Origin of the sequence: Paraburkholderia fungorum (assembly GCF_046026025.1) — a bacterium.
Classification (GTDB): domain Bacteria; phylum Pseudomonadota; class Gammaproteobacteria; order Burkholderiales; family Burkholderiaceae; genus Paraburkholderia; species Paraburkholderia fungorum_E.
Map to the genome: position 1 here is coordinate 1 of NZ_JAQQFL010000026.1, position 26,335 is coordinate 26,335.

At 62.0% G+C, this 26,335-nt stretch carries 24 protein-coding genes and 2 pseudogenes; 17 read left to right on the plus strand and 9 right to left on the minus strand.

The genetic code is table 11. The annotated features are described in order from the left end of the window. Positions 1-109 precede the first annotated feature (109 nt). Positions 110-1,033 (minus strand): dihydrodipicolinate synthase family protein, encoded by a 924-nt coding sequence (locus tag PQR67_RS25185; RefSeq protein WP_408465212.1) that lies wholly within the window; start codon positions 1,031-1,033, stop codon positions 110-112. A gap of 156 nt (positions 1,034-1,189) precedes the next feature. Here PQR67_RS25185 and PQR67_RS25190 point away from each other — a divergent pair, with 156 nt between their 5' ends. From PQR67_RS25190 to PQR67_RS25215, 6 genes and pseudogenes are all read left to right on the plus strand, one after another. After that, a complete protein-coding gene (locus PQR67_RS25190) occupies positions 1,190-1,513 on the plus strand; it encodes a hypothetical protein (RefSeq protein ID WP_408465214.1) in 324 nt (107 codons plus the stop codon). Further along, entirely contained in the window at positions 1,488-2,189 is a 702-nt protein-coding gene (locus PQR67_RS25195) for a formylglycine-generating enzyme family protein (RefSeq protein WP_408465216.1), read from the plus strand. Before PQR67_RS25190 ends, PQR67_RS25195 begins: the two co-directional genes overlap by 26 nt. A 575-nt stretch (positions 2,190-2,764) precedes the next feature. Then, positions 2,765-4,492: a methyl-accepting chemotaxis protein gene (locus tag PQR67_RS25200; protein ID WP_408465218.1), complete on the plus strand. Its 1,728-nt coding sequence runs from the start codon at positions 2,765-2,767 to the stop codon at positions 4,490-4,492. A gap of 76 nt (positions 4,493-4,568) precedes the next feature. Continuing rightward, positions 4,569-4,700: pseudogene (locus tag PQR67_RS25205) on the plus strand (DDE-type integrase/transposase/recombinase); the annotation flags it as partial. A gap of 232 nt (positions 4,701-4,932) precedes the next feature. After that, positions 4,933-5,235, plus strand: a complete 303-nt coding sequence (locus PQR67_RS25210) for an ArsR/SmtB family transcription factor (protein ID WP_120346698.1) — start codon at positions 4,933-4,935, stop codon at positions 5,233-5,235. 84 nt (positions 5,236-5,319) lie between these two features. Then, positions 5,320-6,353: pseudogene (locus PQR67_RS25215) on the plus strand (alkene reductase). Between the two features lie 217 nt (positions 6,354-6,570). Here the strand turns inward: PQR67_RS25215 and PQR67_RS25220 are convergent. After that, entirely contained in the window at positions 6,571-7,098 is a 528-nt protein-coding gene (locus PQR67_RS25220; RefSeq protein ID WP_408465221.1) for a GNAT family N-acetyltransferase, read from the minus strand. A 134-nt stretch (positions 7,099-7,232) separates the two neighbouring features. On the opposite strand from PQR67_RS25220, the gene PQR67_RS25225 reads away from it, so the two are divergent. Continuing rightward, the gene (locus PQR67_RS25225) at positions 7,233-7,880 is read left to right on the plus strand and encodes a VTT domain-containing protein (RefSeq protein WP_408465223.1); all 648 of its coding nucleotides are present in this window, start codon (positions 7,233-7,235) and stop codon (positions 7,878-7,880) included. A gap of 130 nt (positions 7,881-8,010) precedes the next feature. Next, positions 8,011-8,622: a LysE family translocator gene (locus PQR67_RS25230; protein ID WP_408465225.1), complete on the plus strand. Its 612-nt coding sequence runs from the start codon at positions 8,011-8,013 to the stop codon at positions 8,620-8,622. A 27-nt stretch (positions 8,623-8,649) separates the two neighbouring features. On the opposite strand, the gene PQR67_RS25235 is transcribed toward PQR67_RS25230, so the two are convergent. The 3 genes from PQR67_RS25235 to PQR67_RS25245 are packed head-to-tail and all read right to left on the minus strand — an operon-like array spanning position 8,650 to position 9,956. Further along, positions 8,650-9,156: an SRPBCC domain-containing protein gene (locus PQR67_RS25235; protein ID WP_408465227.1), complete on the minus strand. Its 507-nt coding sequence runs from the start codon at positions 9,154-9,156 to the stop codon at positions 8,650-8,652. Beyond that, on the minus strand, positions 9,153-9,491 hold the full coding sequence (locus tag PQR67_RS25240; protein WP_408465229.1) for an ArsR/SmtB family transcription factor: 339 nt from the start codon (positions 9,489-9,491) through the stop codon (positions 9,153-9,155). Before PQR67_RS25240 ends, PQR67_RS25235 begins: the two co-directional genes overlap by 4 nt. 3 nt (positions 9,492-9,494) lie before the next feature. Continuing rightward, on the minus strand, positions 9,495-9,956 hold the full coding sequence (locus PQR67_RS25245) for a VOC family protein (RefSeq protein WP_408465231.1): 462 nt from the start codon (positions 9,954-9,956) through the stop codon (positions 9,495-9,497). Positions 9,957-10,210: 254 nt separating this feature from the next. Here PQR67_RS25245 and PQR67_RS25250 point away from each other — a divergent pair, with 254 nt between their 5' ends. Together PQR67_RS25250 and PQR67_RS25255 are read left to right on the plus strand one after the other, a co-directional pair. Further along, positions 10,211-10,882 (plus strand): pyridoxamine 5'-phosphate oxidase family protein, encoded by a 672-nt coding sequence (locus PQR67_RS25250; RefSeq protein WP_408465233.1) that lies wholly within the window; start codon positions 10,211-10,213, stop codon positions 10,880-10,882. 129 nt (positions 10,883-11,011) lie between these two features. Next, complete coding sequence (locus tag PQR67_RS25255) at positions 11,012-11,929, plus strand: NAD(P)-dependent oxidoreductase (protein WP_408465235.1); 918 nt, start codon at positions 11,012-11,014, stop codon at positions 11,927-11,929. 67 nt (positions 11,930-11,996) lie between these two features. On the opposite strand, the gene PQR67_RS25260 is transcribed toward PQR67_RS25255, so the two are convergent. The 3 genes from PQR67_RS25260 to sauS form a co-directional block, all read right to left on the minus strand. Beyond that, a complete protein-coding gene (locus tag PQR67_RS25260; protein WP_408465237.1) occupies positions 11,997-13,379 on the minus strand; it encodes an MFS transporter in 1,383 nt (460 codons plus the stop codon). Positions 13,380-13,494: 115 nt separating this feature from the next. Continuing rightward, positions 13,495-15,162, minus strand: coding sequence for an AMP-binding protein (locus tag PQR67_RS25265; RefSeq protein WP_408465239.1), 1,668 nt, complete (start codon positions 15,160-15,162; stop codon positions 13,495-13,497). Next, entirely contained in the window at positions 15,159-16,604 is a 1,446-nt protein-coding gene (gene sauS, locus PQR67_RS25270) for an acylating sulfoacetaldehyde dehydrogenase (RefSeq protein ID WP_408465242.1), read from the minus strand. The genes PQR67_RS25265 and sauS overlap by 4 nt, the downstream gene beginning before the upstream one ends. Positions 16,605-16,805: 201 nt before the next feature. Between sauS and PQR67_RS25275 the strand changes: the two genes are divergently transcribed. Both PQR67_RS25275 and PQR67_RS25280 read left to right on the plus strand, forming a co-directional pair. Next, positions 16,806-17,570, plus strand: coding sequence for an IclR family transcriptional regulator (locus PQR67_RS25275; protein ID WP_408465244.1), 765 nt, complete (start codon positions 16,806-16,808; stop codon positions 17,568-17,570). A gap of 132 nt (positions 17,571-17,702) precedes the next feature. Further along, on the plus strand, positions 17,703-18,455 hold the full coding sequence (locus PQR67_RS25280; protein ID WP_408465246.1) for an IclR family transcriptional regulator: 753 nt from the start codon (positions 17,703-17,705) through the stop codon (positions 18,453-18,455). A 63-nt stretch (positions 18,456-18,518) separates the two neighbouring features. On the opposite strand, the gene pdxR is transcribed toward PQR67_RS25280, so the two are convergent. After that, positions 18,519-20,045, minus strand: a complete 1,527-nt coding sequence (gene pdxR / locus PQR67_RS25285; protein ID WP_408465248.1) for a MocR-like pyridoxine biosynthesis transcription factor PdxR — start codon at positions 20,043-20,045, stop codon at positions 18,519-18,521. Between the two features lie 298 nt (positions 20,046-20,343). Here pdxR and tauA point away from each other — a divergent pair, with 298 nt between their 5' ends. The 5 genes from tauA (at position 20,344) to pta (ending at position 26,310) form a co-directional block, all read left to right on the plus strand. Further along, the gene (tauA, locus tag PQR67_RS25290) at positions 20,344-21,402 is read left to right on the plus strand and encodes a taurine ABC transporter substrate-binding protein (RefSeq protein ID WP_408465250.1); all 1,059 of its coding nucleotides are present in this window, start codon (positions 20,344-20,346) and stop codon (positions 21,400-21,402) included. A 32-nt stretch (positions 21,403-21,434) separates the two neighbouring features. Next, entirely contained in the window at positions 21,435-22,250 is an 816-nt protein-coding gene (locus PQR67_RS25295) for a taurine ABC transporter ATP-binding protein (RefSeq protein ID WP_408465252.1), read from the plus strand. Between the two features lie 55 nt (positions 22,251-22,305). Next, on the plus strand, positions 22,306-23,163 hold the full coding sequence (locus PQR67_RS25300) for an ABC transporter permease subunit (protein WP_408465254.1): 858 nt from the start codon (positions 22,306-22,308) through the stop codon (positions 23,161-23,163). Between the two features lie 186 nt (positions 23,164-23,349). Then, the gene (gene xsc, locus PQR67_RS25305) at positions 23,350-25,152 is read left to right on the plus strand and encodes a sulfoacetaldehyde acetyltransferase (RefSeq protein WP_408465256.1); all 1,803 of its coding nucleotides are present in this window, start codon (positions 23,350-23,352) and stop codon (positions 25,150-25,152) included. Positions 25,153-25,272: 120 nt separating this feature from the next. Continuing rightward, the gene (pta, locus tag PQR67_RS25310) at positions 25,273-26,310 is read left to right on the plus strand and encodes a phosphate acetyltransferase (protein ID WP_408465258.1); all 1,038 of its coding nucleotides are present in this window, start codon (positions 25,273-25,275) and stop codon (positions 26,308-26,310) included. The last annotated feature ends 25 nt before the right edge of the window (positions 26,311-26,335 follow it).

Genomic DNA, 26,335 nt, shown 5'->3' on the forward strand with positions numbered 1-26,335 from the left:
TAAGGGCGGGGTGTTTGTTTGGGGCCGGGGGGGGGGGGGGGGGGCCCCCCCCCCCCCCCCCCCACTGCGAAATCACGTACTCTCGTACGTGTTGAGTCGGAATTGTCGGTTAGTCGACGAGACCGGCGAAGCGCAGTGCCTGCGAGATTTCGACGTCAGCACCTTCCGGCAGCGGCAGCAGCGGCGACCGAACCGTTGCATGCTCGAGGATGCCGCGAGCGACCAGACCATGCTTTAGCGCGACCGTACCTTCCATGTGCGAGCCGCGGTGATATACCGCGCGCGTGATGGGCAGCAGACGGTCGTGGATGGCGCGCGCCGCCCTGTAGTCCCTCGCCTTGCCTGCCTTGATGAGGTCGACGAGCGGCTCCGGTGCGAGGCTACCGTAACCGACCAACGCGCCGTCAACGTCAAACATCGTGTGCAGCAGATATTCATCGTGGCACGTCAGGATTTGCAGTTCCGGACGCTCGCGGCGGATAACGGGGATTTCCGTGTCCCAGCGGCGCATGTTCCGCACGCCATTCTTCATCGCGAACACGCCCGGCTGTGCTGCAATCTCAAGCTGTGTTTCGAGGTTGTACGTCGCCTTCGTTGCGTCGGGGTACTGGAACAGGATCAGCGGCAGGCCGCTTTCTTCGTGGATTGAACGATAACGGTCCTGCGGCGCGCCATTCTGGTATCCAAAGCGCAGCCAGCCGTGCGACGGATACACGAGGCCGGCCGACGCGCCGGCCTCGACTGCACGCTTCGCTTCGAGCGCTGCGACTTGCGTGCCCTCCAGCGTGACGCCGGCGATGACCGGAATCTTGTTGTCGACCGACTTGACGAAGCTTTCGATGACCTTCTGCTGTTCGTCCGGCGTCATGAACGTACCTTCGCCAGCGTGACCCAGAACGGTCAGGCCTTTGACGCCTTCGATGCTCCCGAGCCACGAACCCAGTCGCTGGATGGCTGCATGGTCCACGGCGCCGTCGCGGGTGAAGGGAGTAACGGGAGCGGGAACCAGGCCCTTGAGGTCGATGCTTTTCATGCTGTCTCCGAGGTGTACAAAAGTTACGTGTCAGGACGTATCCCTATTCGGGGCCCATGCCACTATCAACTCGCCACGGGGCTTGGCTGTCTTGCCTGCGCGTCACGCAGCGGGTATGGAAGCCAGTGTAGGCATCAGCGCAATATCGAGAAAGGCATGGAACTGCATTTCAGATATCTCTCATTTGGCATGGCCTCAACGGCTCTTTTCAAGGGCGCTCGCCCAGCCGTCTCGATCGGTAAAGGCTCGGCCAATTCGAACAAACACATCGCGTCACGACTACTGCTCGCGGACGTCAGCTTCGCCGGCTATCGCACACACGCGCTTTTGACCCAACGCTTCCTTCGTATTGGCGCGCCTCGCTACCCAGTCATGCTGTTTGCGTCAATGCGAGGCAAACGTCGTGAGACACTACAATTGGAGGCACTTGCCACTGTAAGCAGCTTTCATCGTCATGAAGAAAATGGAACTTCTGTCTGAAACACTCGATGTACAAACGGTACGCGTTCCCGCAGGAACCATTGCATTGAGGGACGATAGAATAGGCCGTACGTGGTCCGTCGAACTACCGCGCTTTGCGATCGGCCGCTATCCCGTCACTCAGGCGCAATATGCTGCGGTAACCGGGCAATCGCCATCTTCATATGTCGCCGCGCAATGTCCAGTAGTGAACGTATCCTGGATTGATGCCGCCCGGTTCTGCAACATGCTATCGAAGGTTGCCGGCCTTCTCGACTGTTATGAATTTCATGGCGATGAAACGGGAGCTTCTCTTGTTTCAGAGGGCAACGGCTATCGCCTCCCTACCGAAGCCGAATGGGAATACGCATGCCGCGCCGGAACACATGGTCCGAGATACGGTGAACTTGGCGATATAGCCTGGTATAGAGAAAACTCCGGTGGCCACACGCATGAGGTAGGTCAGAAGCAAGCAAATGACTGGGGGCTTTCCGATACGCTAGGCAACGTTTGGGAGTGGTGCGCCGATCAATACGACCCGGATGTCTATGGTTCGTATCGTGTGTTTCGTGGCGGTGGTTGGGCTGATGCTGAAAGAGGCTGCCTTGCTACGAATCGGCGTCGTAGCCATCCGACATTTGCAATCGATGATCTTGGCTTTCGGGTGGCCCGATCGCTTGACACCAGTTGCGGGTAATCGCGCGCGCATCTGGCTTTGTCGACCAGTCACGTCGGCCGAATCTCGCGCCTGCCCGACAGCGGGCTGTTGAAGCACATCGGATAGCGACGCGACCAGCGCTATCGTCGAGGGAACATCCGTTATCTGAGCGCGGCGGACATTTGAACCGCCCCGGGCATCGTGGAGGCTGGTTGGTTTAAGTCAATACAGGTTCAACGGCAGGTGATTGAAGTTGCCGGTAGTAGTTTGCCTCAGCTTCAGCGGGCTGGGATATATCGCACGGGCACAGCATGGCGCCGACGGCCAGACGGTACAGTTCAAATAGTGAGCAATGGCTGTCGCGCTCTATCAGTTGCAATTGTGGAAGCGCGTCTCGTACTATCGTCTGACCAAAGAATCAGTAAATCCCTACAAAACACGCTATTCAATACACCTCGGTTGTCGCCGTTAACTATCTTGTTAGTTCCTAAATTCGATACCGCCTGATCCGAGCAAGGTCAATAAACCATGTCTCACGCAGCCTTTACACGAGTGCCGCGATGTCATCTTCTCGAAGTAGGCAAGGTACCCCTCTTAAATTCGCGGATTGACTCATGACGATTTCAAAACGACTGCTGTCAACACTTTCCATAGCACTTCTGTCCATGATAGCAGTCGGAATATTTGGCCTTTGGCAAATCAACCAGGCTCAAAACCGATTCGAGTACTTCCAGGATAATGTCACTCAGGCAGTCAAAGATCTGACTGACAATGAAGCTCTGATTTCTCAAGGCCGGATTCTGAGCTATCGCTACGTCATCTTCACGGCCAGCGCAAGAAGTGAGGCACTTGAATCTGAAATTCGAAAAATAAACGCCGATATTGGGCAGATTTTGAATAAGTATGAAAAAGACGACATCACCAATGACGCCGACCGTAAATTGCTGGAGGCTGATCGAGCGAAATTGGCGGATTTCATATCGGCTCAGAGCAACTTCATAGCGCGGGTGAAAGCCAACGACACGCAAGGGGTGATCGAAGCGTTGGATGAAGGCGGGACACTGCGCGAAACAGGCAAAGCCCTGCAGAAAACGCTTGACGATCATGTCGCCTTCAACGTTCAGCTCGGCGTCGATTTGCGCAACGAGAATCTGGCGTCACACACCAGGACGGTGTGGATTCTGACGGCGATTATCTCCCTGGCAACGATTCTGGCCGGAGGCATGGCGATCCAGTTGCACCGGGCAATTCGCAGCAGCCTCACAGGCATACGAGACTCCCTGCAGCACGTCAAAACATCGCTCGATCTGACGCGGAGAGCGCCGGTGGAACGCATGGACGAAATCGGGCACACCGCCGCCGCATTCAATGAACTGTTGACGCGCGTGGCGGAGGTTATTGGGTCGGTTCGACTATCCTCCGAATCCGTCACGGTCGCGGCCAAAGAAATCGCTGCCGGCAACACGGACCTGTCGGCCCGCACCGAGGAACAGGCCGCCTCCCTTGAGGAAACCGCGGCCAGCATGACGCAACTGACCGAAACGGTAAAACAGAACGCCGACAACGCACGTCAGGCGAACGCGCTTGCCGCCCGTGCTACCGATATGGCGGACGCAGGTAACGAATCCGTTCTGGGTATGGTTGGAACGATTGAGGACATCAGCGGTAGTTCGAGCAAGATTTCCGAAATCACTGGGGTGATTGAAGGCATTGCATTCCAGACGAACATTCTGGCGCTCAACGCGGCCGTCGAGGCGGCACGCGCTGGTGAACAGGGACGCGGCTTTGCTGTCGTGGCGAGTGAGGTTCGCAGCCTGGCTCAGCGTTCCGCGACCGCAGCCAAGGAAATCAAGGAACTGATCACTGCGTCCGTATCCAGAATCCAGGACGGTTCAAAACAGGCGGCAGAAGTCAGCTCGACCATGGGGCAGGTCAAGCAGGCGATCAAACAGGTGTCCGATATCGTTGGAGAAATCGCGGCAGCTTCTGAAGAACAGAGCCGTGGTATTGAGCAGGTGAATCAGGCTGTTGGTCAGATGGACGAAGTAACCCAGCAGAACGCAGCACTGGTTGAGCAGGCAGCCGCCGCGGCGCAGTCACTTGAAGAGCAGGCCACGACCATGAAAGACGTGGTCTCGGTGTTCAAGGTCGCTGATACTGCACAACCTGCGTCACGGGCAATTGCTCCGCATAGCAAACCGCGCCCTTCTACTCCCAGGACTCCAGCCAACCGCACCACATCAGCCAAACCCCAAATAGCGCCTCAATCATCCAGTCCCACGATCGCCAACGACACGACAGTCTCGGCGGACGCGGGCAGTGCCGGCTGGGAAACGTTCTGAGGTGTCATGGCATTGAATAATACCGACGCCGGCACTGCCAGATTGTCGGGTCAGTCACGCAAGATGGCGTGATGACGAACTCGACATTCTGATGCGAAAGCGGCGCGACATGGCCGCCGCGAAACGCTTCTTCAAGCGTGTGCTGCGCTCGAACCCGGTGCCGCGCAAGATCGTCACCGATCGGTTGCGCAGCTACCCGGCGGCAAAACGCGTCGCGTGGGGAGAATTCGCCAAACTCGCCCAGGATCCGTCGACAGCTTTCTGATCGCCGACAACTATCGACCCCATAGCCAGTAGTGACTTCAAGCATATCGTCGAATTCCGATATATGATTCGTCTTGTAGCGATGCAGATGCGTGGCCGCTAACCGGCGCCAGGTCTGCCTGTTGTTGATAACCCGGGTTGATACCCCGCTGTTCGTACCCTGAAACTGCCCCGACATGACGCTCGATATCGACGCGATTCACAAAGCGCTTGCCAACCCTGTACGGCGGGAGATTCTCGGCTGGTTGCGCGAACCCTATGCGCATTTCACCGACCAGGATCTGCCGCTCGACTACGGCGTATGCGCCGGCAAGATCGACGCGCGCTGCGGCCTGTCGCAGTCCACCGTGTCGGCGCACCTCGCCGCCTTGCAGCGCGCGGGCCTCGTCACGTCGAAGCGGGTCGGTCAATGGGTGTTTTTCAAACGCAACGAGGCCGTCATCCAGGCGTTTCTCGAGTACATGAACACCGGGCTTTGAACGCGTCATCCGCATTGCCGCACTTCTTTCATCATGCAGTTTTTAAGGCTCGGGCCACGCGCCCGCCACCTAAGGTGAACTCCTATGCCGACTCTTTTTGACCCGCTCCAGATTGGCGACATCACGTTGTCGAACCGCATCATCATGGCGCCGCTGACGCGCCAACGCGCCGAAGAAATCCGCGTGCCGAACGCGCCACGGCAGGCCTGATCATCAGCGAAGCCACTTCCGTCACGCCGCAAGGTGTCGGTTACGCCGAAACCCCGGGCATCTGGTCGCAGGAACAGGTGGAAGGCTGGAAGATCGTCACGAAGGCCGTGCACGAAGCCGGCGGCAAGATCTTCCTGCAACTGTGGCACGTCGGCCGTATTTCCGACCCGCTGTTTCTCAACGGCGAACTGCCGGTGGCGCCGAGCGCGATCGCGGCACAAGGTCATGTGAGCCTGGTGCGTCCGGAGCGTCCGTACGTGACGCCGCGCGCGCTCGAACTCGACGAAATCGCCGGAGTGGTCGAAGCGTTCCGTAAGGGCGCCGAGAACGCGAAGGCAGCAGGCTTCGACGGCGTGGAAGTGCACGGCGCGAACGGCTATCTGCTCGACCAGTTTCTGCAGGACAGCACCAACCAACGTACCGACGCCTACGGCGGCCCGATCGAAAACCGCGCCCGCCTGCTGCTCGAAATCACCGACGCCTGTATCGGCGTCTGGGGCGCGAATCGCGTCGGCGTGCACCTCGCACCGCGTCGCGACGCGCACGCCATGGGCGATTCGGACCCGGCGGCCACCTTCGGTTACGTGGCGCGCGAACTCGGCCAGCGCAAGATCGCGTTCATCGCCGCCCGCGAAGCGCTCGGCGACGACCGCCTCGGCCCGCAACTAAAGAAGGCATTCGGCGGCCCGTACATCGCGAACGAAAAGTTCACCCAGGAAACGGCGCAGCAGGTGCTCGACGCGGGTGAAGCCGACGCTGTGGCGTGGGGCCAACTGTTCATCGCGAATCCGGATCTGGTGCGCCGGTTCGCAACCAATGCGCCGCTGAACAAGCCGAATCCGGCGACGTACTACGCTCGCGGCGAGACCGGCTACGTGGACTATCCGACGCTGGAAACCGTCGAATAAGCTTTCGAAGTCAGCGCAGGCCGACAGCAACATGAGCCGCTTCGTTAAAGCGGCTGGTGACTCGTAGCACGCTGCAACACCACGCGGTGGGTGTGACCAGAACAACGTCTGGTTACACCCACCGCGTTTTTCGTGCGTTGGCCGTTACGTACGGCGCGCATCGCCCGCAGGACCACTAGCAGTTAGTTCAGGCGCCCGCGCCCGCCGTCACGCAAGATCACGCAATATCACGCCGCATAAAGACCCGCTTCGACTCGTCGAGGCCGCGTGCGATATGCGCGTCGCGTCGCGCGATCAGCGCGGCATCGAGATCGGCCTCCTCGATATCGCGAAAGCCAAGCCGACGATAGTACGGTGCATTCCATGGCACCTCGCGATACGTCGACAGCGTGAGTTGCGTTATCTGTTGCGCGCGCGCGAGTTGCGCGACCTGCTCGATCAGCGCCGCGCCAATACGTTGCCCCGCATGCGAAGTCAACACGTCGAGCTCCTGAACGTAGAAACGCGCGGGCTGCGGCTCGAACATCACGAAACCCACGCAGGTTTCATCCGCAGCCACGGCAACGACGATCTGCCGGGCGTCGATCTTGCGGTTGACGACGTCCAGTTCCATCGGCGGTGCATCGGCGATACCGGCCATGCCGACGCCGGCAAAGCGCTGGCCGGCCTCGAATTCGATCGAGCGGATAGCCTGCGCATCGTGCGGCGCGGCAAGGCGGAATGTGAGATTGAGAGCATGTTGCATGGGCGTTTCGTCGGTTTTTTTAGGGGCGTTTCCGAAAGACAACCCCGATATTGACACCACCGCTTCGAAATAAACAGGTACCCGCGCCGTCACGAGGCTAAACTTCGGAACACCCCACTCCCTTTCGAACCAAGATGGATTTCATGCATGTGCTGCAGGTTGCCCTGCACTTCGACCAGCACCTGAGCGGTTTGATCCTGCAATACGGCACCGCCGTCTATGCCATGCTATTTCTCGTGGTATTCGTCGAGATCGGCTTCCTTCCATTATTCTTTTTACCCGGCGATCCGCTGATTTTCATCTGCGGCGGTCTCGCCGCCACCGGCGCGCTGAACATCTGGCTTGTGATCCCCGTGCTGTTCGCCGCCACCGTGGCCGGCAGCATCGTCTGCTATGCGATCGGCCGCGCGATCGGCGAGAAAGTCTATACCTCGGACTATCGCTGGCTCGACAAGAATGCGCTGCGTAAAGCGCACGCGTTTTACGAAGCGCGTGGCGGCCTCACTTTTCTGCTGTCACCGTTCATTGCCGTCGTGCGCACATTCGCGCCGTTCGTCGCCGGCGTTTCGCGCATGACGTTCGCACGTTTCGTGTCGTTCGTCACGGCGGGCGCGGCGCTGTGGATCGTTTCGCTGGTGACGGCCGGCTATCTGTTCGGCAACGTGCCGCTGGTGCGCGATCATATGAGTTCGATCGTGCTGCTCGGCGTCTCACTCGGTGTAGGATCGCTGCTGGTGAGCGCCGTGTGGCGCTTCGTCAACCGAAGGTTGCGTGCCCACTAAACCGCAGGTTGCGTGCTCATTGAACCAAAGCTTGGGTGCCCACTGAATCGAAGCTTGCGTGCTCATTAAACCAGTGGTGCGCACTCATTGAACCAGCGATTGCACGCGCAGAATGTTGCGGAGGAACCTTATGTCGCTGTCTGCTTTGCTCGTCTTCGCACTGGCGCTGATCATCGCCGCCGGCACGCCTGGTCCCAGCGTCGCTGCGCTGGTCGCACGCGTGCTGACCAATGGCTTTCGCGACGTATTGCCGTTTCTCGCCGCGATGTGGCTCGGCGAGGCGTTGTGGCTCACCTGCGCGGTGGCCGGCCTCGCGGTGATCGCGCGCAGCTTCGGCATGGTATTCATCGCGCTGAAATTTGTCGGCGTCGCCTATCTGCTGTTTCTCGCATGGAAAATGTGGCGCGCACCGGCCGACGTGGAGGGCAGCGACTTGCCGCGCGGCCAGTCGCCGTGGCGCATGTTTGTGGCCGGCATGCTGGTCACGCTCGGCAATCCGAAGATCATGATGTTCTACCTCGCGTTGCTGCCGACCATTATCGATCTGTCGCGCATCGGCACCGTCGCGTGGTTCGAACTGACGCTCACCATGCTGATCGTACTGATGGCCGTCGACTTCGGCTGGGCCCTGCTCGCCACTCGCGCGCGCAAGCTGCTGACCACCCGCCGCGCAGTCAGGATCACCAACCGCGCCAGCGCCACCCTCATGGCCGGTGTCGCCGCCGCCATCGCCACACGCTGACACGACGCTGAACGACCCGCCACGCTCTCAACCAGGTGGCGCGCCGGCTTGCACCTCAGCCCGTAGCGATGCCAGCAAAACCTGCCACCATTCGCCGTGCCGCAATAGAAACACGCCCTCGGGAAAATGATGGCGCGCCACATGCGCCTGCGGCACCGTATCCCAGCCGCGATGCTCGACCGTTACACGCGTTTCATCGCCCACCGCTTCGAAACGCACCTCCACATGCGTGTGCTGCGCCTCGGTGAAACTGGCCTGACGCCAGCCGAATGCCAGACGCGCCCCCGGCTCCCAGGCCGTGACTTGGCCAATCTCGAACACACGGCCATCCGGCTGCGTTTCGATCAGGCGGCCGTATTCCCCGGACGTGTGAGGCGCTGCGGCCTGCTCGAATGACAGCACACCCGTGCCTTGCGGCGTGAATTGAAACAGGCCGTTGGGCCGCCACCATCTGCCGATCTCACGCGTGAACACATCGAATGCGCGCAGCGGCGTGGCCGCGACGCGAAGCGACACCTGCACACGCGAACTCATTGCTGCCGCTCCAGGTGCGCCTTGAACGACAGCAGTTGCCCCGCCCATAAGGCTTCGGTCTGTTCGAGCCATGCCTTCAGTTCGCTCATCGGCGCCGAGCGCAGCACGTAGAGACGCACGCGCGCGTCGATGCCGTCGTGCGATTCTTCAATCAGTTCACTCGAACGCAGCACCCGCAAATGCCGGCTCATCGCCTGTGGCGAAAGGCCGGTGGCTTGCGCGAGTTCGCCGGCACGCATCGGCTGCTGGCTGAGCAGATCGACCACCTGACGCCGGTTGGGATCGGCCAGCGCCGCCAGTGTGCGGTCAAGCGAGACGCTGGCTGGCAGTCCCATCGGTTAAACCCATCCTTCGATTTTCAGGCCGCTCACGCGTTCGGCTTCTTCGCGCGACACCTCGCGAACCGTTTGTCCGAAGCTCCAGATGTGCCCTTCCGGATCGCGCGCCGCGTAGACGCGGTCGCCATAGAACTGATCCGCCAGTTCACGCGTAATCACGGCGCCCGCAGCGCGCGCCCGGGCGCAATGTTCGTCGATCCCTTCGCGCAGTTGCACGTGCACCGACTGCGTATTCTTGCCACCAACCGAAACCGGGCTCGCCATGTCTTCCGACCATTCGCGGCAGATCATCAGGTAGCTGTCGCCGAAACGCATTTCCGAGTGACCCAACTGGCCGTCGCTCTCCGTGACCACCATCTGGCGCTCGAAACCGAACGCTTTTTCGAGCCAGTCGAGCGCGGCAAACGGGTCCTTATAGAACACCGCCGCACCCAGCGAAGGACGATGATACGGTTCGTTCATGATTGCCTCCTTTTGTAAACGTTACGGTTGATATTTAACATCATAGTTAAACAAATCGAAAAGGCAAGGACGGTGTGTTCGTATCGTGTTGCTTCATCATCAGGCGCGAAATTCGCCTACCGGTTTTGAACCTCCCGAGCAGCACACCGCAGGACCATCCCCCGTGGCCCCAAAACCGGAACCTCCCCTGGGTCTACAGACGTCCGCGAGATTTCCTTACGATGGAATCTGTTCTCACTCTTGCCGGACTCTGTATGAACCCACTCGATAAAGAGCGCGCGCCCTCTGCTCGCACTCAGGTCCGCCGGGTAGCCCAACGCGGGCAGTATGATCAGGCCACACTTTACGCCATCCTGGATGAGGCATACGTCTGTCATATCGCGTTCACCGGCGATGACGGCGTGCATTGCCTCCCGACCGCCTGCTGGCGGGAAGGCGATCATCTCTACATTCACGGGTCGAACGGCAGTCGCATGCTTAAGCTGGCGGCTACTGGCGCACAGGTTTGCGTGGCGATCACGCACCTCGACGGACTGGTGCTGGCCCGCTCGGCATTCAATCATTCGATGAACTATCGTTCTGCCGTGATATATGGCGCCTTCGAGTTAGTGTCCGGTGAAGCCAAGGCGGCAACCCTGGACACCTTCCTTGAAAGCTTCGCGCCCGGCCGTTCCGGCGAAGCGCGTGCGGGAAACGCGAAAGAGCTTGCGGCCACCACGGTACTGCGCATCTCCCTGACGGAAGCCGCCGCCAAGATCCGCACAGGCGGCCCGAAAGACGACGAAGAAGATCTCGGCCTACCTGTTTGGGCAGGCGTGTTACCCATGAAATTGGCGCCACTCGCGCCGCTCGCGGAAGCTGGAACAACCGCGATGCCTGAGTACGTTCGCAACTGGCATCCCGCCACTCCGAATTCAACGGAGTAGCTGAGCAGAAGGACGTGATGACGCGCGCCGCAATCGGCGCGCAAGGACATGGGAGCACCGCTCGCGCCCCGGAGATATCGCTGACATAATTGATTTCCCCGATATCCCCTCAGCCCAGAGGTCTCCCCAATGAACCACCCAGCAGTCCCCTCTTCAAGCGGTGCCGTGCGCCGTCTCGCCTTTCTCGGCCTCGGCGTCATGGGTTATCCCATGGCCGGACATCTGGCGAAAGCCGGCCTCGACGTGACGGTGTACAACCGCACCGCGCAGAAAGCAGAACAATGGGTCGCCGAATATGGCGGACGCGCCGCAAGCACGCCGCGCCACGCCGCGGACGGCGCCGAACTGGTGCTGGCGTGCGTGGGCAACGACGACGACCTGCGCAGCATTACCCTCGGCGAGCACGGCGCGTTTGCGGGCATGGTGCGTGGTACGCCCTTCGTCGATCACACCACCACGTCGGCCAACGTCGCTCGTGAACTCGCGGACATTGCGAGCACGCAGGATTTGCACTTCATCGACGCACCGGTCTCCGGCGGCCAGGCAGGGGCGCAGAACGGCAAGCTGACAATCATGTGCGGCGGCGAGGCAGCGGCGTTCGAGCGTTGCAGGGCGACGCTGCATCATTACGCGGGCGCCGTCACGCTGATTGGCTCGACCGGCGCCGGCCAGTTGGCCAAAATGGTCAATCAGATCTGCATCGCCGGCATGGTGCAGGGCCTGTCCGAAGCCATCCATTTCGGCCAGAACGCAGGCCTCGACATGACCCGCGTTCTGGAGGTGATCGGCAAGGGTGCGGCGGCGAGCTGGCAAATGGACAACCGCGGTAAGACAATGATCGAAGGCAGGTTCGATTACGGCTTCGCTGTCGACTGGATGCGCAAGGACCTCGGCTTCTGTCTCGACGAAGCCAAGCGCGTTGGCGTGTCGCTGCCGGTCACCGCGCTTGTCGATCAGTTCTATGGCGACGTTCAGGCACTGGGCGGCAGCCGCTACGACACCTCGAGTCTCATCTGGCGCATGCGCAAGCTCACGCGCGCCGGCTAACCCGCATCGCTTGCGAACGGGCGGGCGGCTCACGACATGGCAGCCCATCCGCTCGCCTGAGCATGCGTTATCTACGCCAGCGCAGCGGACGGCGCAGATGGTGCCGCTCGAGCCGCACCGCGGCGCCCGCCTGAAGAAACGCGGGCATACCTTCGAGTTGTGCGCCTTCGCGCCGCTCGCGCTCCTCGTCGGCCTCGACTGTCCTCGCCGGATCGATGAAAAGCGCGGCCACAATCCCCACCCCAAGCAAACAGGCGGAAATCGTGAACGGCACGTTATAACTGCCGGTGGTCTCGATCAGATAGCCGAACACCACGGGCGAGATCATGCCGGCAACGCCGAAACCCGTGTTCATCATGCCGCCCGCCGTGCCCGCGTAGCGCCCGCCGATGTCGAGCGGCAAGGTCCACAACACGGGGTTCGTGATCTCGAGAAAGAAGAACGACGCCGACAGGAATAGCACCGCCATGAGCGGATTGGTCGAAGATACCATCGGCAGCAGGAAGGCGAGCGAACCGCCCATGCCTGTCACGAGTACCGCGCAGCGCGCAAAGCGCAGCCGGCCGGTCCGCTTGTAGAGCCGGTCCGAAACAACCCCGCCCAGGGTGTCGCCAATCACGCCCGCGAGCAACGGCAGCGCCGTGAACAACGCCAGTTGTTTGAGATCGAAGCCGCGCGCCTCCTTCAGGTAAGACGGCAGCCAGGTCAGATAAACCCACAGCAGCCAGCCGTAACAGAAGTCGACGAATGTGACGAGCCACATGCGGCGGATCAGTTTGCGCCATGGCGTAGCCGCACGCTTGGCGCGCTCGCAATCTCCGGCGCGATAGCCGATCTCCGCGGTTTCTTCGGGCGTCACGCGCCGGTTCTGCTCCGGCGAATTCGTAAAGACGCACAGATACAGCACCGTCCACGCGAGACTGGCAACGCCGAGCAGGATGAATGCGTCACGCCAGCCGCCCGCCACCACGACCGCGAGCACAAGCGGCGGTGTAACCGCGCCGCCGAGGCGAGCGAAGCTATGCGTGACGCCCTGAGCGAAACCACGCTCCGCCACTGGCATCCAGTACGTAAAGGCACGCGTCGCGGTCGGAAACGCGCCGCCCTCGCCGATGCCCAGCGCGAAGCGCAGCGCGACGAGCATCGCCACGCTGCCGGCGAATCCGGTGGCGAGCGTCGCCACGCCCCAGATCAGCGATAACACCGTCAGCACCAGCTTGGGCCCGTACTTGTCCGACAGCCAGCCGCCGATCACCTGCATGAACGCATATGGATAGGCGAAAGCGGAAAACACGAGGCCGAGCTGAACCGTCGTCAGCCCCATTTCGTGCCGGATGATAGGACCGGCGACGGCAATATTCACGCGGTCGATGTACGAGATGAAATACATCAGGCACATGACCGCCAGGATGATGTGACGCGTCTTCACACGCCGCTTGTGCGTTTGCATGCTGTCTCCTGTGTCTCTTATGTATCGCTTCGGTGTCTCTTATGCGACGCCGGTGGCGTCTGGGGTCATTCGATCCGTACGTCGTACCGCTCGGCACGTTTTGAAGCGCGCGCCGTCAGGTGGGCACGAGTTTCAGGCGCTGCACCTTGCCCGAGGGCCCACGGGGCAGTTCCGCGACGAAGCGAAACTCCTTCGGTGTCTTGTAGCGGCCCAGTTCGCGCAAACAGTGCTCACGCAGATCGGCAACGTCGAGCGCGCCCGGCCCCTGCCCCGCCTCCACGCGAGGCACGATGAACGCAACGATCTCCTGCCCGTAAGCGCTATCCGGCACGCCTACCACGGCCGCATCCAGTACGCCGGGGTGTTTGAGCAACGCTTCGTCGATCTCGCGCGGAGCGATGTTTTCGCCGCCCTTGATGATCAATTCCTTCGCGCGGCCGTTGATGTAAAAGTAACCGTCGCTGTCGCGATAGCCGAGATCGCCGGTGCGCAGCCAGCCGTCCGCAGTGAAGGCCGCACGTGTTTCCCCCGGGCGCTTGTAATAGCCGCGCATGACCTGTTCGCCACGCAACACCAGTTCGCCGCACTCGTTGGGCGCGCAGTCTCGCCCGTCACGATCGATCACCTTCGCTTCACCGCCCGAAGGCAGCCCGATGCTGCCGATTTTTCTTCTCGCGGGATCGCATGGATTACTGAACACCGGTGCGGCGGTTTCGGTCATACCCATCGTTTCGATGATGCCGATACCGAAGCGCGCCTCGAACGCGCGGTGATGATCGGCGGGAAGTGCCGCCGACGCACTGCGGCAAAATCTCAGCGCGGACAGATCGAAGGTGCTCGGTTCGTCGCTGTTGAGCAGATAGGCCACGATCGTCGGCACCACGTTGATCCAGGTGCAACCGTGGCGCGCGACATCGCGCCAGTAAGTGCGCGCGGAAAAGCGTGGCGCCATGACCACCGAGCCGCCATGAAAAAGCGGCGCAAGCAGCGTCACGACGAGACCATTGATGTGATAAAGCGGCAAGGCGGCGAAGACCCGGTCGCCGGTGCCGAGCCGGTGTTCGTGCGAGATGTTGCGCGCATTGGCCAGCAGGTTTCGATGATCCAGCAGGACGCCCTTTGGTGCGCCCGTGGTGCCGGACGTGTACATCAGCAACGCCACATCGCTCGCGCCGGGCTCGTCGGTCAATGCAGATGCTTTGGAATCCCAGGCGGTTGCGGATGATGCACAGATCGAACTCTGCGTCACTCCCCTCTGCACGGAAGTCGCACCTGCTCTTTCCACCAGCGCCGCTTCGACGCAAACCGGCACGGGCGCCACACCGCCATCGGGCTCCGTGCGAATCAGCGCAACGGGGCGAGTGATACCCTGCTCGCGCAACCCGGCTAGCGCATTCGACATCGCCTCGTGCGTATCGCCGGAAACAAAGACCATGCGCGTGTCCGAGTGCTCCACGATGTAGCGCAACTGCGACGGCTGGCACAGCAGATTGAGCGGATTGGCGACCAGCCCGTTGTACATCGCCGCGAGCAACAGCCTCGCCGTATGGATGCCGTTGCCCATGAAGACCGAAACCACGTCGCCGGCCTGCAAGCCTGCGTCGTGAAAGACCGTCTCAAGCGCGCGGCAATCGTCGCGCAGTTCGGCGAAGGTCAACACGTCGGCCCGTGCGGCAGCGTCGCCGTCCTCGGCGCATTCGGGGGCCGCCAGCAGGAACGGCTTGTCGGGATACTGCGCAGCGCGTGCGTCGATCAGCGCGCGGAGGGTGCGAGGGGTCGTCATTTGCCATACCTCGCGAAGAAATCCCCGAGTACGTCGTTCAGTTCTGGGACGCGCTCCTCGATGGGGTAAGCCACGCGTGTGATGTTCAGGTAGTGATGAAAGTTGAGATTGCTCGAGAAATTGTTGCGGCCCCACGTGCCGCATCCCATCGACAGCGAAAACGGCAAGCCGTTATCGAAGTTGCCGCCGGTCGCGAGGCAATGCGCCTGATTCACGATCACGCGCGCCACCGGCAGCGTCTTGGCGAGTTGCACGGCTTGCTCGGGATCGGCGGAATGCAGGCCGACCGAATGCCCCGCGCCCATGTACGCGTAAATGCCGCGCACGATATCGGCAGCGGCGTCGAAGGTCTGCGCGCGATAAACGGTCAGCACAGGAGCAAGCTTCTCGCCCGAGAAGGGGTAGTCGGCGCCGAAGCCGGTTTCCTCCACCATCAGGAAAGCGGGCTCACGCGCGGCGATCTCATCGAGGCCCGCCGCCCGCGCGATCTCCGTGGCCGAACGCGCGGTGCAGTGTGCCGACAGCTTGCCGTCCGACCATAGGGCGGCCTGTAGCCGCGCCTTCTGCGCGGCGTCGAGCAGCACACCGCCGCAGGCGGCCAGTTCCGCCAGCAGGGTTGCGTACACCGCGGCTTCAATGACAACGCTGTTCTCGGACGAACAGCTCGTGGCGTTGTCGAAGGTTTTCGAGCGCGCAATCTTGTGCGCTGCATCGTGCAAATCGGCGGACGCGGTAACGATCGAAGCAACGTTGCCCGCGCCCACGCCGAACGCGGGCGTCCCGCTTGCGTAGGCCATTCGCACATTCGCCTGCGATCCGGTCGCCACGACCAGATCGCACTGCCGCATCAGTTCAGCGGTGGCCGCCTTGCTGATCGGCGCGGGCAGCATCTGGACGAGGTCCGCCGCGAGGCCGACTTTGGCGAATTGCGCGTGAATGAAATCGATCAGCAGTGCGCACGACGAATACCCCTTCGGCGAAGGCGCCACGATAACGGCATTGCCGCATTTGAGGGCGTTGACGATCTTGTTGACCGGTGTGGCCGCCGGATTGGTGGACGGCGTGATCGCCGCCACCACGCCGACCGCCCGCGCGATCTCGACGATTCCCGTGGCGTCATCGCGCGCAATCACTCCAGTGGTCTTCTGACCGCGCAGATCGCGCAACAGCCCAAGCGTCTTGCGATAGTTCTTGCGGAACTTGTCGTCCGCGTTGCCCAGACCGGTGTCGCGCACCGCCAGCCCGGCAAGCTGCCGGTTGCGCCCGGGCTCCATGATCGCCCACGCGGCGGCGTCCGCGGCGGCATCGAGCACGTCCTGTCCCGCGACCTCGAATACGCGCTGTGCGGCGCGCGCTCGCGCTACCAATGAAGCAACGACGCGTTCGACTTCGCCACGCGCGCTCGCATGCGCAGCTTCGGCTTCTGTGGCCCTGACATTCATACGGTTCACTCCGGACGGAAAAGATGGGTATGGCTACCAATCTAGTGAGCCGTAGCTGCTTCGGAGTCCCGTTTTTTGAACTATCGCTCGCGCCGGACCAGCAAGAATCGAAAAGTGCAAATTTCGGGACTTTCCACAGTCCCGAAAACTAAACAGACCGATGCACAATCGAACGTATAACCCAGTCGTTGAGGAGACAGCGTGTCGACTTCGAATCAATCGAATGCAGCGGCCGTGCGTGCGTTTCGCGTACTCGAAACCCTGGCTGAGGCAAGCGGCCCGCTTTCCATGACGGATCTGGTCCACGCCCTCGAATTACCCAAACAGACCGTGCACCGCATCCTGGTGCAGTTGATGGATGCGTGGCTGGTCACGCGCAGCGCCAGCGACCGGTTGTATGAGTGTTCGCCGCGCGTGCGGATGCTGGCGGTCAACGTGCTGATGCATGCGGGTCCGGCCGCGGCCCGTCATGTGCTGCTGGAGCAACTGGTGGCCAAAATCGGCGAAACCTGCAATCTGACGATGCTGGCCGGCAACGACGTGGTCTATGTGGACCGGGTGGAAACGGAATGGCCGCTACGCATGCATCTTCAACCGGGCTCGCATGTGCCGCTGCACTGTTCGGCAAGCGGCAAGCTGTTGCTCAGCTTTCTTCCCAAGGACCGGCGCGAGCGGGTCATCGAAACCTTGCCGCTGCGCGCCTATTCCGAGCGGACCATTACGGATCGCGCCGAATTGCGCCGCGAACTGACCATCACGCGGCGGCGCCAGCTTGCGATCAACAATCAGGAGCACCTGCAAGGGCTGATCGCGATCGCGGTGCCGGTCATGCTGAATCGCAATCGCGCTTGCGCGGCGATTGCCGTGCAGGCGCCGGTCGGGCGGGTCGTACTCGACGATCTGCTGGCCTTTCTGCCCGATCTGCGGCTCGCGGCAGAGGAAACCGCCAAGACGTTCCGGCAGTAGCCGCAGGCATTCCGGAAAACGGAATATTGCTCACCAACATAGGGCTGCGAGATCGCCCTATCTTCCGCAAAAACCATGGCCGGCAAGGCCACGCGGTACAATAACGCCGATCCATTTTCCGGAACGGCAGACATGACCAAAGCGGATACCCCCACCCTGCGCGCGTTCGCGCTGCTCGAGCATCTCGTTCGCGCCGAAGGTCCGGTGTCGCTTGCCGACATCGCCCAGGACGTCGACCTGCCGAAGGCTTCGCTGCATCGCATGCTGGCTTCGCTGGAGGCCGGCGGTCTCGTGATCCGCGAGCCCGGCCAGAAGAATGCCTACGTGATCGGGCCGCGTCTCGCGCAACTCGGGCTCGGTGTCATGATGCACTCGGGCGCCCGCCGGTTACGGCATGCCATTCTGTCGAACCTGGTTGCCGATCTCGGCGAGACCTGCAACCTCACGATGCTGCACGAAACAGAAGTGCTCTATCTCGACAGGCTCGAGGCACCCTGGCCGTTGCGACTCGATCTCAAGCCAGGCTCGCACGTGCCCGCGCATTGCAGCGCGAGCGGCAAGCTGCTGCTGGCCATGCTGCCGCGCGAACAGCGCAGCGCCCTCGTGCGCACACTGAAACTCGAGCGCTTCACGCCGAATACGATCACCGATCCCGAACTGCTCGAAGCGGAACTTGACCGCACCGCGCACAAGCGCATCGCCATCGACAACGAAGAATTCGTCGCCGGTATCGCCTGCGTGGCCGCGCCGGTGATGGACGAGAACAATACCTGTATCGCGGCAATCGCCGTTCATGCGCCGGTCTCGCGCGCGCCACTGTCGCGCGCGCTCGAGTTCGTGCCGCGTTTGCAGGAAGCCGCCCAGCAGCTCGCCAGGACTTTCTAGCCCGCTGATTGCGCGGCGAATCGCCAACAACACCGTGGGTTACGGCATCGCCTGACCCGCCGCCTACTCCTCGGGCTGCTGCGCGCGCACCAGCTCCGCAAGCAGGCGCACGCCCTCATCGATCTTTTCGAGCTTGATGGCCGAAAAACCCATCCTGAAGCAGTGGTTCTGCTCCAGTCCGGTCATGAAAAAGACCCGCCCCAGTTCGATCAGAATGCCGTGTGCCTGCGCATCCGCGGCAAGGCGGGTCGCATCGAGCCATGGCGGCCCCTCGACCCAGCACGACGCACCACCCGACATCGGCAGATAGCGCGCTTCAGGAAGATGCGTGTCGAGCGCCGTCATCAATGCCTGGGCGCGCTCCCGATAGGCGTGGGCGAGCCGCCGCAGCAACGCATCGTGGTGCCCAAGCGCCAGAAACGTAGCGAACGCACGCTGAATATAGGCTGCCGGATGCCGCACCATCAGGCGCCGCAGCGCACGCAGTTCGCGCACCAGCTCACGCGGCCCGACGATATAACCCAGCCGCAGCCCCGGCGCGAACGTCTTCGACAGGCTGCCGATATAGATCACCCGGTCTGCTGTATCCAGGCTCTTCAGCGCCGGATGCGGCGCGCCTGAGAAGTTGTTTTCGCTTTCGTAGTCGTCTTCGATCAACACGAAATCATGGGCCTGCGCCTGTTCCAGCAGCGCATGGCGCCGCTCGATGGGCATCGTGGCCGTCGTCGGGCACTGGTGGCTTGGCGTCACGTAGACGTAGTCGCATTGCGCGAGCAGATCGGCGTCCTCGAGCGGGCGCACGCCGCCGCTATCGACCGGCAGCGGCTGAAGCCGCGCATGGCGGTTCTCGAAGATATTGCGGGCATCCGGATAGCCGGGGTTTTCAAAGCCGATCGTGGTCCGCTCGCTCGCCAGCAGATCCGCGATCAGATAGAGCGCCTGCTGGCAGCCGATCGTCACGACGATTTCGTCCGGCATCGCAAACACGCCGCGCCGCGGCAACACGCGCGTGCGGATCTGCTGGATCAGCGTATCGTCATCGCGCTCGATCAGGTCCGGCGCCCAGTTGCGGATCTCCATGACCGACAGCGCCTTCATGCAGCATTCGCGCCAGTCGTTGGTCGGAAACAGCGACTGGTCGAATTGTCCGTAGATAAAGGGATATTCGTAACTCAGCCAGTTGCCCGGCTTGACGATGTTGCGCTGCGAGGACGGCCGTCTTCTCAGACGCTGATCCCAATCCGGCCTGGCAAGCGCCTCATTCGCCGCCTGCGCGGGAACCGTCTGCAGGGGCGCAAATTCGTGCCGTCCTTCGAGAATGGCCGGATTGACGAAATGCCCGCTGCGTTCACGCGAAATCAGATAGCCCTCCTCAACCAGTTGCTGGTACGCGAGCACGACCGTATTGCGGGCAACACTCAACTGGTCGGCCAGTTCGCGGCTGGACGGCAGCGCGTGATCCGGCAGCAACTGGCCGTCCAGAATCGCGGCCACCAGCATCTGACGAATCTGGCCCTGGAGGCTCATGTTCGACTCGGATGAGCGCTGGAACCGCTGGCTCCATAGGGCCACCGAGGTGCGACTTGCCATGCTATCTCCTGTTTTTTGTGGGCGGGGGCCCGTCCGCGCGAAGGCGGACACCGGCATTGTGGACGCGCCAAAAAGCGCCTGCCGGCCGCTTTGGGCGGCTACGGGCAGGACCGGCGCCACGGCCCATTCTGGTGCGGCGGTTGGACTCAACGATCGGCCACGTCTGGCCCTAACCCGCAACATTTTTTACTGACGATACTCGCATCAACCCAATCTCGGCGATTGGGACAAGCCCCCGTCGGCGGGCGTTGGATTCACGTGTATTCGCGTACCTGCACGGCCATTCTGGAGACCTACGATGAAAAGCGACACACAACCGAAGTTGTCCCGCTGGTTCGGCGATCTGACGCGCCGTGTGACTGTGGCGGCAATCGCCGCGCTCGCCTGTGTGGTGGCGCCAGCCAGTCACGCGCAGGACAAGGAAGTCACGATAGCCTATCAGCAGATCGTCGACCCTTGGGTCGTCGCGATCGCGAGCGGCTCCATCGAGAAAGAGACCGGCTACAAGATCAACTGGCGGCAGTTCGAATCCGGTGCGAAGGTCGCGACCGCCATGGCCTCGGGTGACGTGAAGGTCGGCGTGATCGGCTCGAGCCCACTGGCCGCGGCGGTCAGCCAGGGGCTCGACCTGCAGCTCTTCTGGATTCTGGACAACATCAACCAGGCCGAAGCGATGGTGGTGCGCAACGGCTCCGGCATCAACAAACCGTCTGACCTGAAGGGCAAAACAATCGGCGTGCCGTTCGTCTCGACCACGCACTACCACACCATGTTTGCGCTGCAGCACTGGGGCATCAATCCGTCCGAGGTGAAGATCCTCAACATGCAGCCGAACCAGTTGGTCGCGGCCTGGGAGCGCGGCGATATCGACGCCGCCTACGTATGGGATCCGGCGCTCGCCCAATTGAAGAAAAGCGGCAAGGTGCTGATTACCTCCGGCGATCTGTCGAAGCTCGGCAAACCGACCTTCGATGGGATTGCCGTCGACCGCCAATGGGGCGAAGCGCATAAGGACTTCATGGCCAGACTCGTGAAAGCCATCGCCGATGCGGACGATCAGTACCGCAAAAATACGGCGCAATGGAATGCCACCTCGCCGCAAGCGGCCGCCATCGCGAAGATGATCGGCGGCTCGCCGGCCGACGTGCCGGAATCGCTCTCGCTCTATGCCTTCCCGACGCTCCAGGAACAGGCCTCTTCGCAGTGGCTCGGTGGCGGCAGTGCCGGACGCGCGACCTTCGCGCTCAAGGATACGGCCAACTTCCTGAAGGATCAGAAACAGATCAGCGCGGTGTTGCCCGATTACTCGAAGTTCGTGACGCCGGCTTATGCCGAAGCGGCAATGAAACTCAAATGACGTAAGCCGGTTCCGTCGAATCAGGAGGCAACATGGAAAGCATGAGAGTCAAGAATGTGAGCGTGGTCTTTCCGGGCCGCAAATCCGGCCAGACGGTGCACGCGCTCGACAACATCAATCTGACGATCAACTCGGGCGACTTTGTCGTGGCGCTCGGTGCATCGGGTTGCGGCAAGACCACCTTGCTCTCGCTCATGGCGGGCTTCATCGCGCCGACCAGCGGCGAGTTGCTGCTCGGCGGCTCGCCGATCGCGGGACCAGGCGCCGATCGTGGCGTGGTGTTCCAGAAACACGCCCTGTTGCCCTGGCTCAACGTGATCGACAACGCGGAGTTCGGCCTGAAGCTGCAGGGCGTGCCCAAAGCGCAGCGGCGCGAAATCGCCGCGCGCAATCTGGCGCTGGTCGGCTTGCAGGACTTTCACAAGCACATGATCTATCAGCTCTCCGGCGGGATGCAGCAGCGTGTGGGCATTGCCCGTGCGCTGACCTGCGACCCCGCCATGCTGCTGATGGACGAGCCGATGGCCGCGCTCGATGCGCTGACCCGCGAGACCATTCAGGAGTTGTTGCTCGACGTCTGGACGAAGACCAGCAAGATGTTCTTCTTCATCACGCACAGCGTCGAGGAGGCGCTTTTTCTGGCGAGCCACCTGATTGTGATGTCGCCTCGTCCCGGGCGCATCACGCACACCTATGAGCTCGATTTCAACCGGCGCTTTCTCGAAACACGCGACGCCCGCGCCATCAAGTCGAGCCCCGATTTCATCGAAATGCGCGAACGCGTGCTCAGCATCATTTACGGCGACGAGAAAATGCACAGCGCCGAAGCCGAGGTGACACATGTTTAGCTCAAAACGGGCCCCGGCATTTGCACGCGGCCACGACGTCCCATTGGGAACCGGCATGCCTGTCCAACCACCCCGCACCCCAGGCCAACGTCCCCGGCTTCTCGCCAAGAAGCCGGCGCGTCCAGGCGACACCTTCGGCGTACCCGGCCACGGCAGCAGCATCGTAACGAGCCTCGCGACGGTCGCGGTATTCGTCGGACTATGGTTTGCCGCGACGAACCTGCACTGGATCAAGCCGCTTTTTCTGCCGTCGCCGCAAGCGGTGTATGCCAAATTCGTGTTCGTGGCCACGGAGGGTTTCGCCAACTCCACGCTCGCGCAACATACCGGCATCAGCTTGCTGCGCGTGTTTGGCGCTTTCGCACTCGCCTGCATCACCGCGATTCCCATCGGCGTGATGATGGGCGTCTCGCGCTTTGCGCGCGGTATTTTCGATCCGCCCATCGAGTTCTACCGGCCGCTGCCGCCGCTCGCCTATTTGCCGCTCATCATCATCTGGTTCGGCATTGGTGAATTCTCCAAAGTCTTTCTCATCTACCTGGCCATCTTCGCGCCACTCGCCATTGCCGCGCGCTCCGGCGTGCGTTCCGTGTCGATCGAGCAGATTCACGCGGCTTATTCGATGGGCGCCTCGCGCACGCAAGTGGTGTTGTACGTGATTCTGAAATCCGCGCTGCCGGAAATTTTCACGGGTATGCGAATCGGCATCGGGGTCGGCTGGACGACGCTGGTTGCCGCGGAAATGGTGGCGTCGACCAGCGGCCTCGGCTTCATGGTGCTCAACGCCGCGGAGTTTCTCGCGAGCGACGTGGTGATCATGGGAATTATCGTGATTGGCTTCTTTGCCTTGTGCTTCGACCTGTTGATGCGCCACCTCGAGCGCGTGCTGGTGCCGTGGAAAGGCAGGGTGTGATTGTCAGCGCGACCGCTATTGGGCGGCGCGCCTCTCGCACATCTCACCCAGACACTATTTTTTTGATACAAAACGTACCGTTTATTTTTCATGAGCTATTGACCATCGCCGGTGCATGCTCTACATTTTAGATAACTACTTTTCGGAACAAATTGTTCCGGTTTCACTAAACATCGGAGACAGCCCATGAGCGATCACACCCCCATCAGCGGCCCGCAGGCCATGACCCCGTCGGAAGCTTTCGTCGAAACCCTGGCCGCGAATGGCGTGACCGACATGTTCGGCATCATGGGTTCGGCCTTCATGGACGCCATGGACATCTTCGCGCCCGCCGGCATCCGCCTCATCCCCGTGGTGCACGAACAGGGCGCCGGCCACATGGCCGACGGCTATGCCCGCGTGTCGGGCCGCCATGGCGTGGTGATCGGCCAGAACGGCCCGGGCATCAGCAATTGCGTGACGGCCATCGCCGCGGCCTATTGGGCGCACAGCCCCGTGGTCATGATCACGCCCGAGGCGGGCACCATGGGCATTGGTCTCGGCGGCTTCCAGGAAGCGAAGCAACTCCCCATGTTCCAGGAGTTCACCAAGTATCAGGGCCATGTCACCCATCCCGCGCGCATGGCCGAGTTCACTGGCCGCTGCTTCGACCGCGCGCTGGCCGAGATGGGCCCGACCCAGCTCAACATTCCACGCGACTACTTCTACGGCCAGATCAAGGCGGAGATTCCGCAACCGCAACGCCTCGACCGCGGCCCCGGCGGCGATCAACGCCTGGACGAAGCGGCCGAACTGCTCGCCCAGGCCAGGTTCCCGGTCATCATCTCCGGGGGCGGCGTGGTCATGGGCGACGCGATCGAAGAGTGCAAGGCGCTGGCCGAGCGCCTGGGCGCACCGGTCGTCAACAGCTACCTGCACAACGACTCGTTCCCCGCCAGCCATCCGTTGTGGTGCGGCCCGCTCGGCTATCAGGGCTCCAAGGCGGCCATGAAGCTGATCCAGCGCGCCGACGTGGTGATCGCGCTGGGTTCGCGCCTCGGACCGTTCGGCATGCTGCCCCAGCACGGCATGGACTACTGGCCGCAGAACGCCAGGATCATCCAGATCGATGCCGACCACAAAATGCTTGGCCTCGTGAAGAAGATTTCTGTGGGCATCTGCGGCGACGCCAAGGCCGCTGCGGTGGCACTCACGCAGCGCCTTGCAGGCCGCACGCTCGCCTGTGACGCCTCGCGAGAAGAACGCGCCGGTGAAATCGCCGCCGAGAAGGCCGCATGGGAGAAGGAGCTGGACGGCTGGACGCATGAACGCGACCCCTACAGCCTCGACATGATCGAGGAGCAAAAAGGCGAGCGCACACCAGGCGGCGGCAACTATCTGCACCCGCGCCAGGTGCTGCGCGAGCTCGAAAAAGCCATGCCGGAAGACGTGATGGTCTCCACCGACATCGGCAACATCAACTCGGTGGCCAACAGCTACCTGCGTTTCAACAAGCCGCGCAGCTTCTTCGCCGCCATGAGCTGGGGCAATTGCGGCTACGCGTTCCCCACCATCATCGGCGCCAAGGTCGCGGCGCCTCATCGCCCGGCCGTCTCCTATGCCGGCGACGGCGCGTGGGGCATGAGTCTGATGGAAACCATGACCTGCGTGCGTCACAACATTCCGGTTACCGCCGTGGTCTTCCACAACCGGCAATGGGGCGCCGAGAAGAAAAACCAGGTCGACTTCTACAACCGCCGTTTCGTGGCCGGTGAACTCGACAACCAGAGCTTCGCGGCCATCGCGCGCGCGATGGGCGCCGAGGGTGTCACGGTGGACCGGCTCGAGGACGTCGGCCCGGCACTCAAGCGTGCAATCGATGCGCAGATGAACCACGGCAAGACCACCATCATCGAGATCATGTGCACCCGCGAGCTCGGCGATCCGTTCCGCCGCGATGCGCTGGCCAAGCCGGTGCGTCTGCTCGACAAGTACAAGGACTATGTCTGATCCCTCCGTTGTCTGAAGGTCCGGTTGCGAGGCGCACTTTGCCTCTCGACCGGCAGGCCGGAAACGGGTTTTCCCCTGCCGTTTCCGGTCTTTTTTCAACCTTGAGCGCCGCCCTGTGCCATGAAAGCCATCAATCGCATCATCGAACGCGCCCGCACTTCGCGAAGACGCATCGTGCTCTGCGAGGCGGAAGATCCTCGCATGCTGGAAGCCGCGCAACGCGCGACGCGTGAGGGCATCGCGCACATCGTGCTGGTCGGCCCGAGCGAGCGCATCCGCGCGGCGGCTGCCGAGCACAACATCGAATTGAGCGGCATGGAGTGGGTGGATCCGGCGACCTCGCCGCTCGCGCCCTCGTTTGCCGACGCACTCTTCGCACTACGCAGCAAAAAAGGCATGACGCTGGACGAAGCGAAACAGGAAATCCTCAAACCCCTCTGTTTCGCCAACCTGATGGTGCGGCTCGGTCATGCCGACGGTTCGGTGGCCGGCGCCGTCCACACGACCGCCGACGTGGTCCGCACCGCGATCCAGATCATCGGCATTCATCCTTCGTTCAAGCTGGTGTCGAGCTTCTTTCTGATGATGCTGTGCGAGCCCTTCCACACGCTCAAAGGCGGGCTGATCTTCTCAGACTGCGGGCTGGTGGTGGACCCGGACGCCGGCGAACTGGCGCAGATTGCGATGGCCGCGGCCGACAGCGCGCAAAGCTTGCTGATGGAGGAACCGCGCGTGGCCATGCTGTCCTTCTCGACCAGCGGCAGCGCCCGGCACGCGGCAGTCGACAAGGTCGTGGAAGCGACGCGTCAGGTGAGAGCCGCGCGCCCGCATCTGGCGATCGACGGCGACGTGCAACTGGATGCAGCGCTCGTCTCCGAGATCGCCATGCGCAAGATCGAGCACTCGCAGGTGCAAGGCCACGCCAACGTGCTGATTTTCCCTAGCCTCGAAGCCGGCAATATCGGCTACAAGCTGGCCGAGCGGATTGGCGATGCGAAAGCCATTGGGCCGTTGTTGCAAGGGTTGAAAAAGCCTGCCAACGATCTTTCGCGTGGGTGCAGCGCGGACGATATCTACTTTGTGATCGCGGTGACCGCCGTGCAGGCGCAAAGCGCGGCAATGCCGCTAGATACGCACTCCACACCGCTCGCGTCATGACCCATTCGCGCTCAGCGGGCCGCGA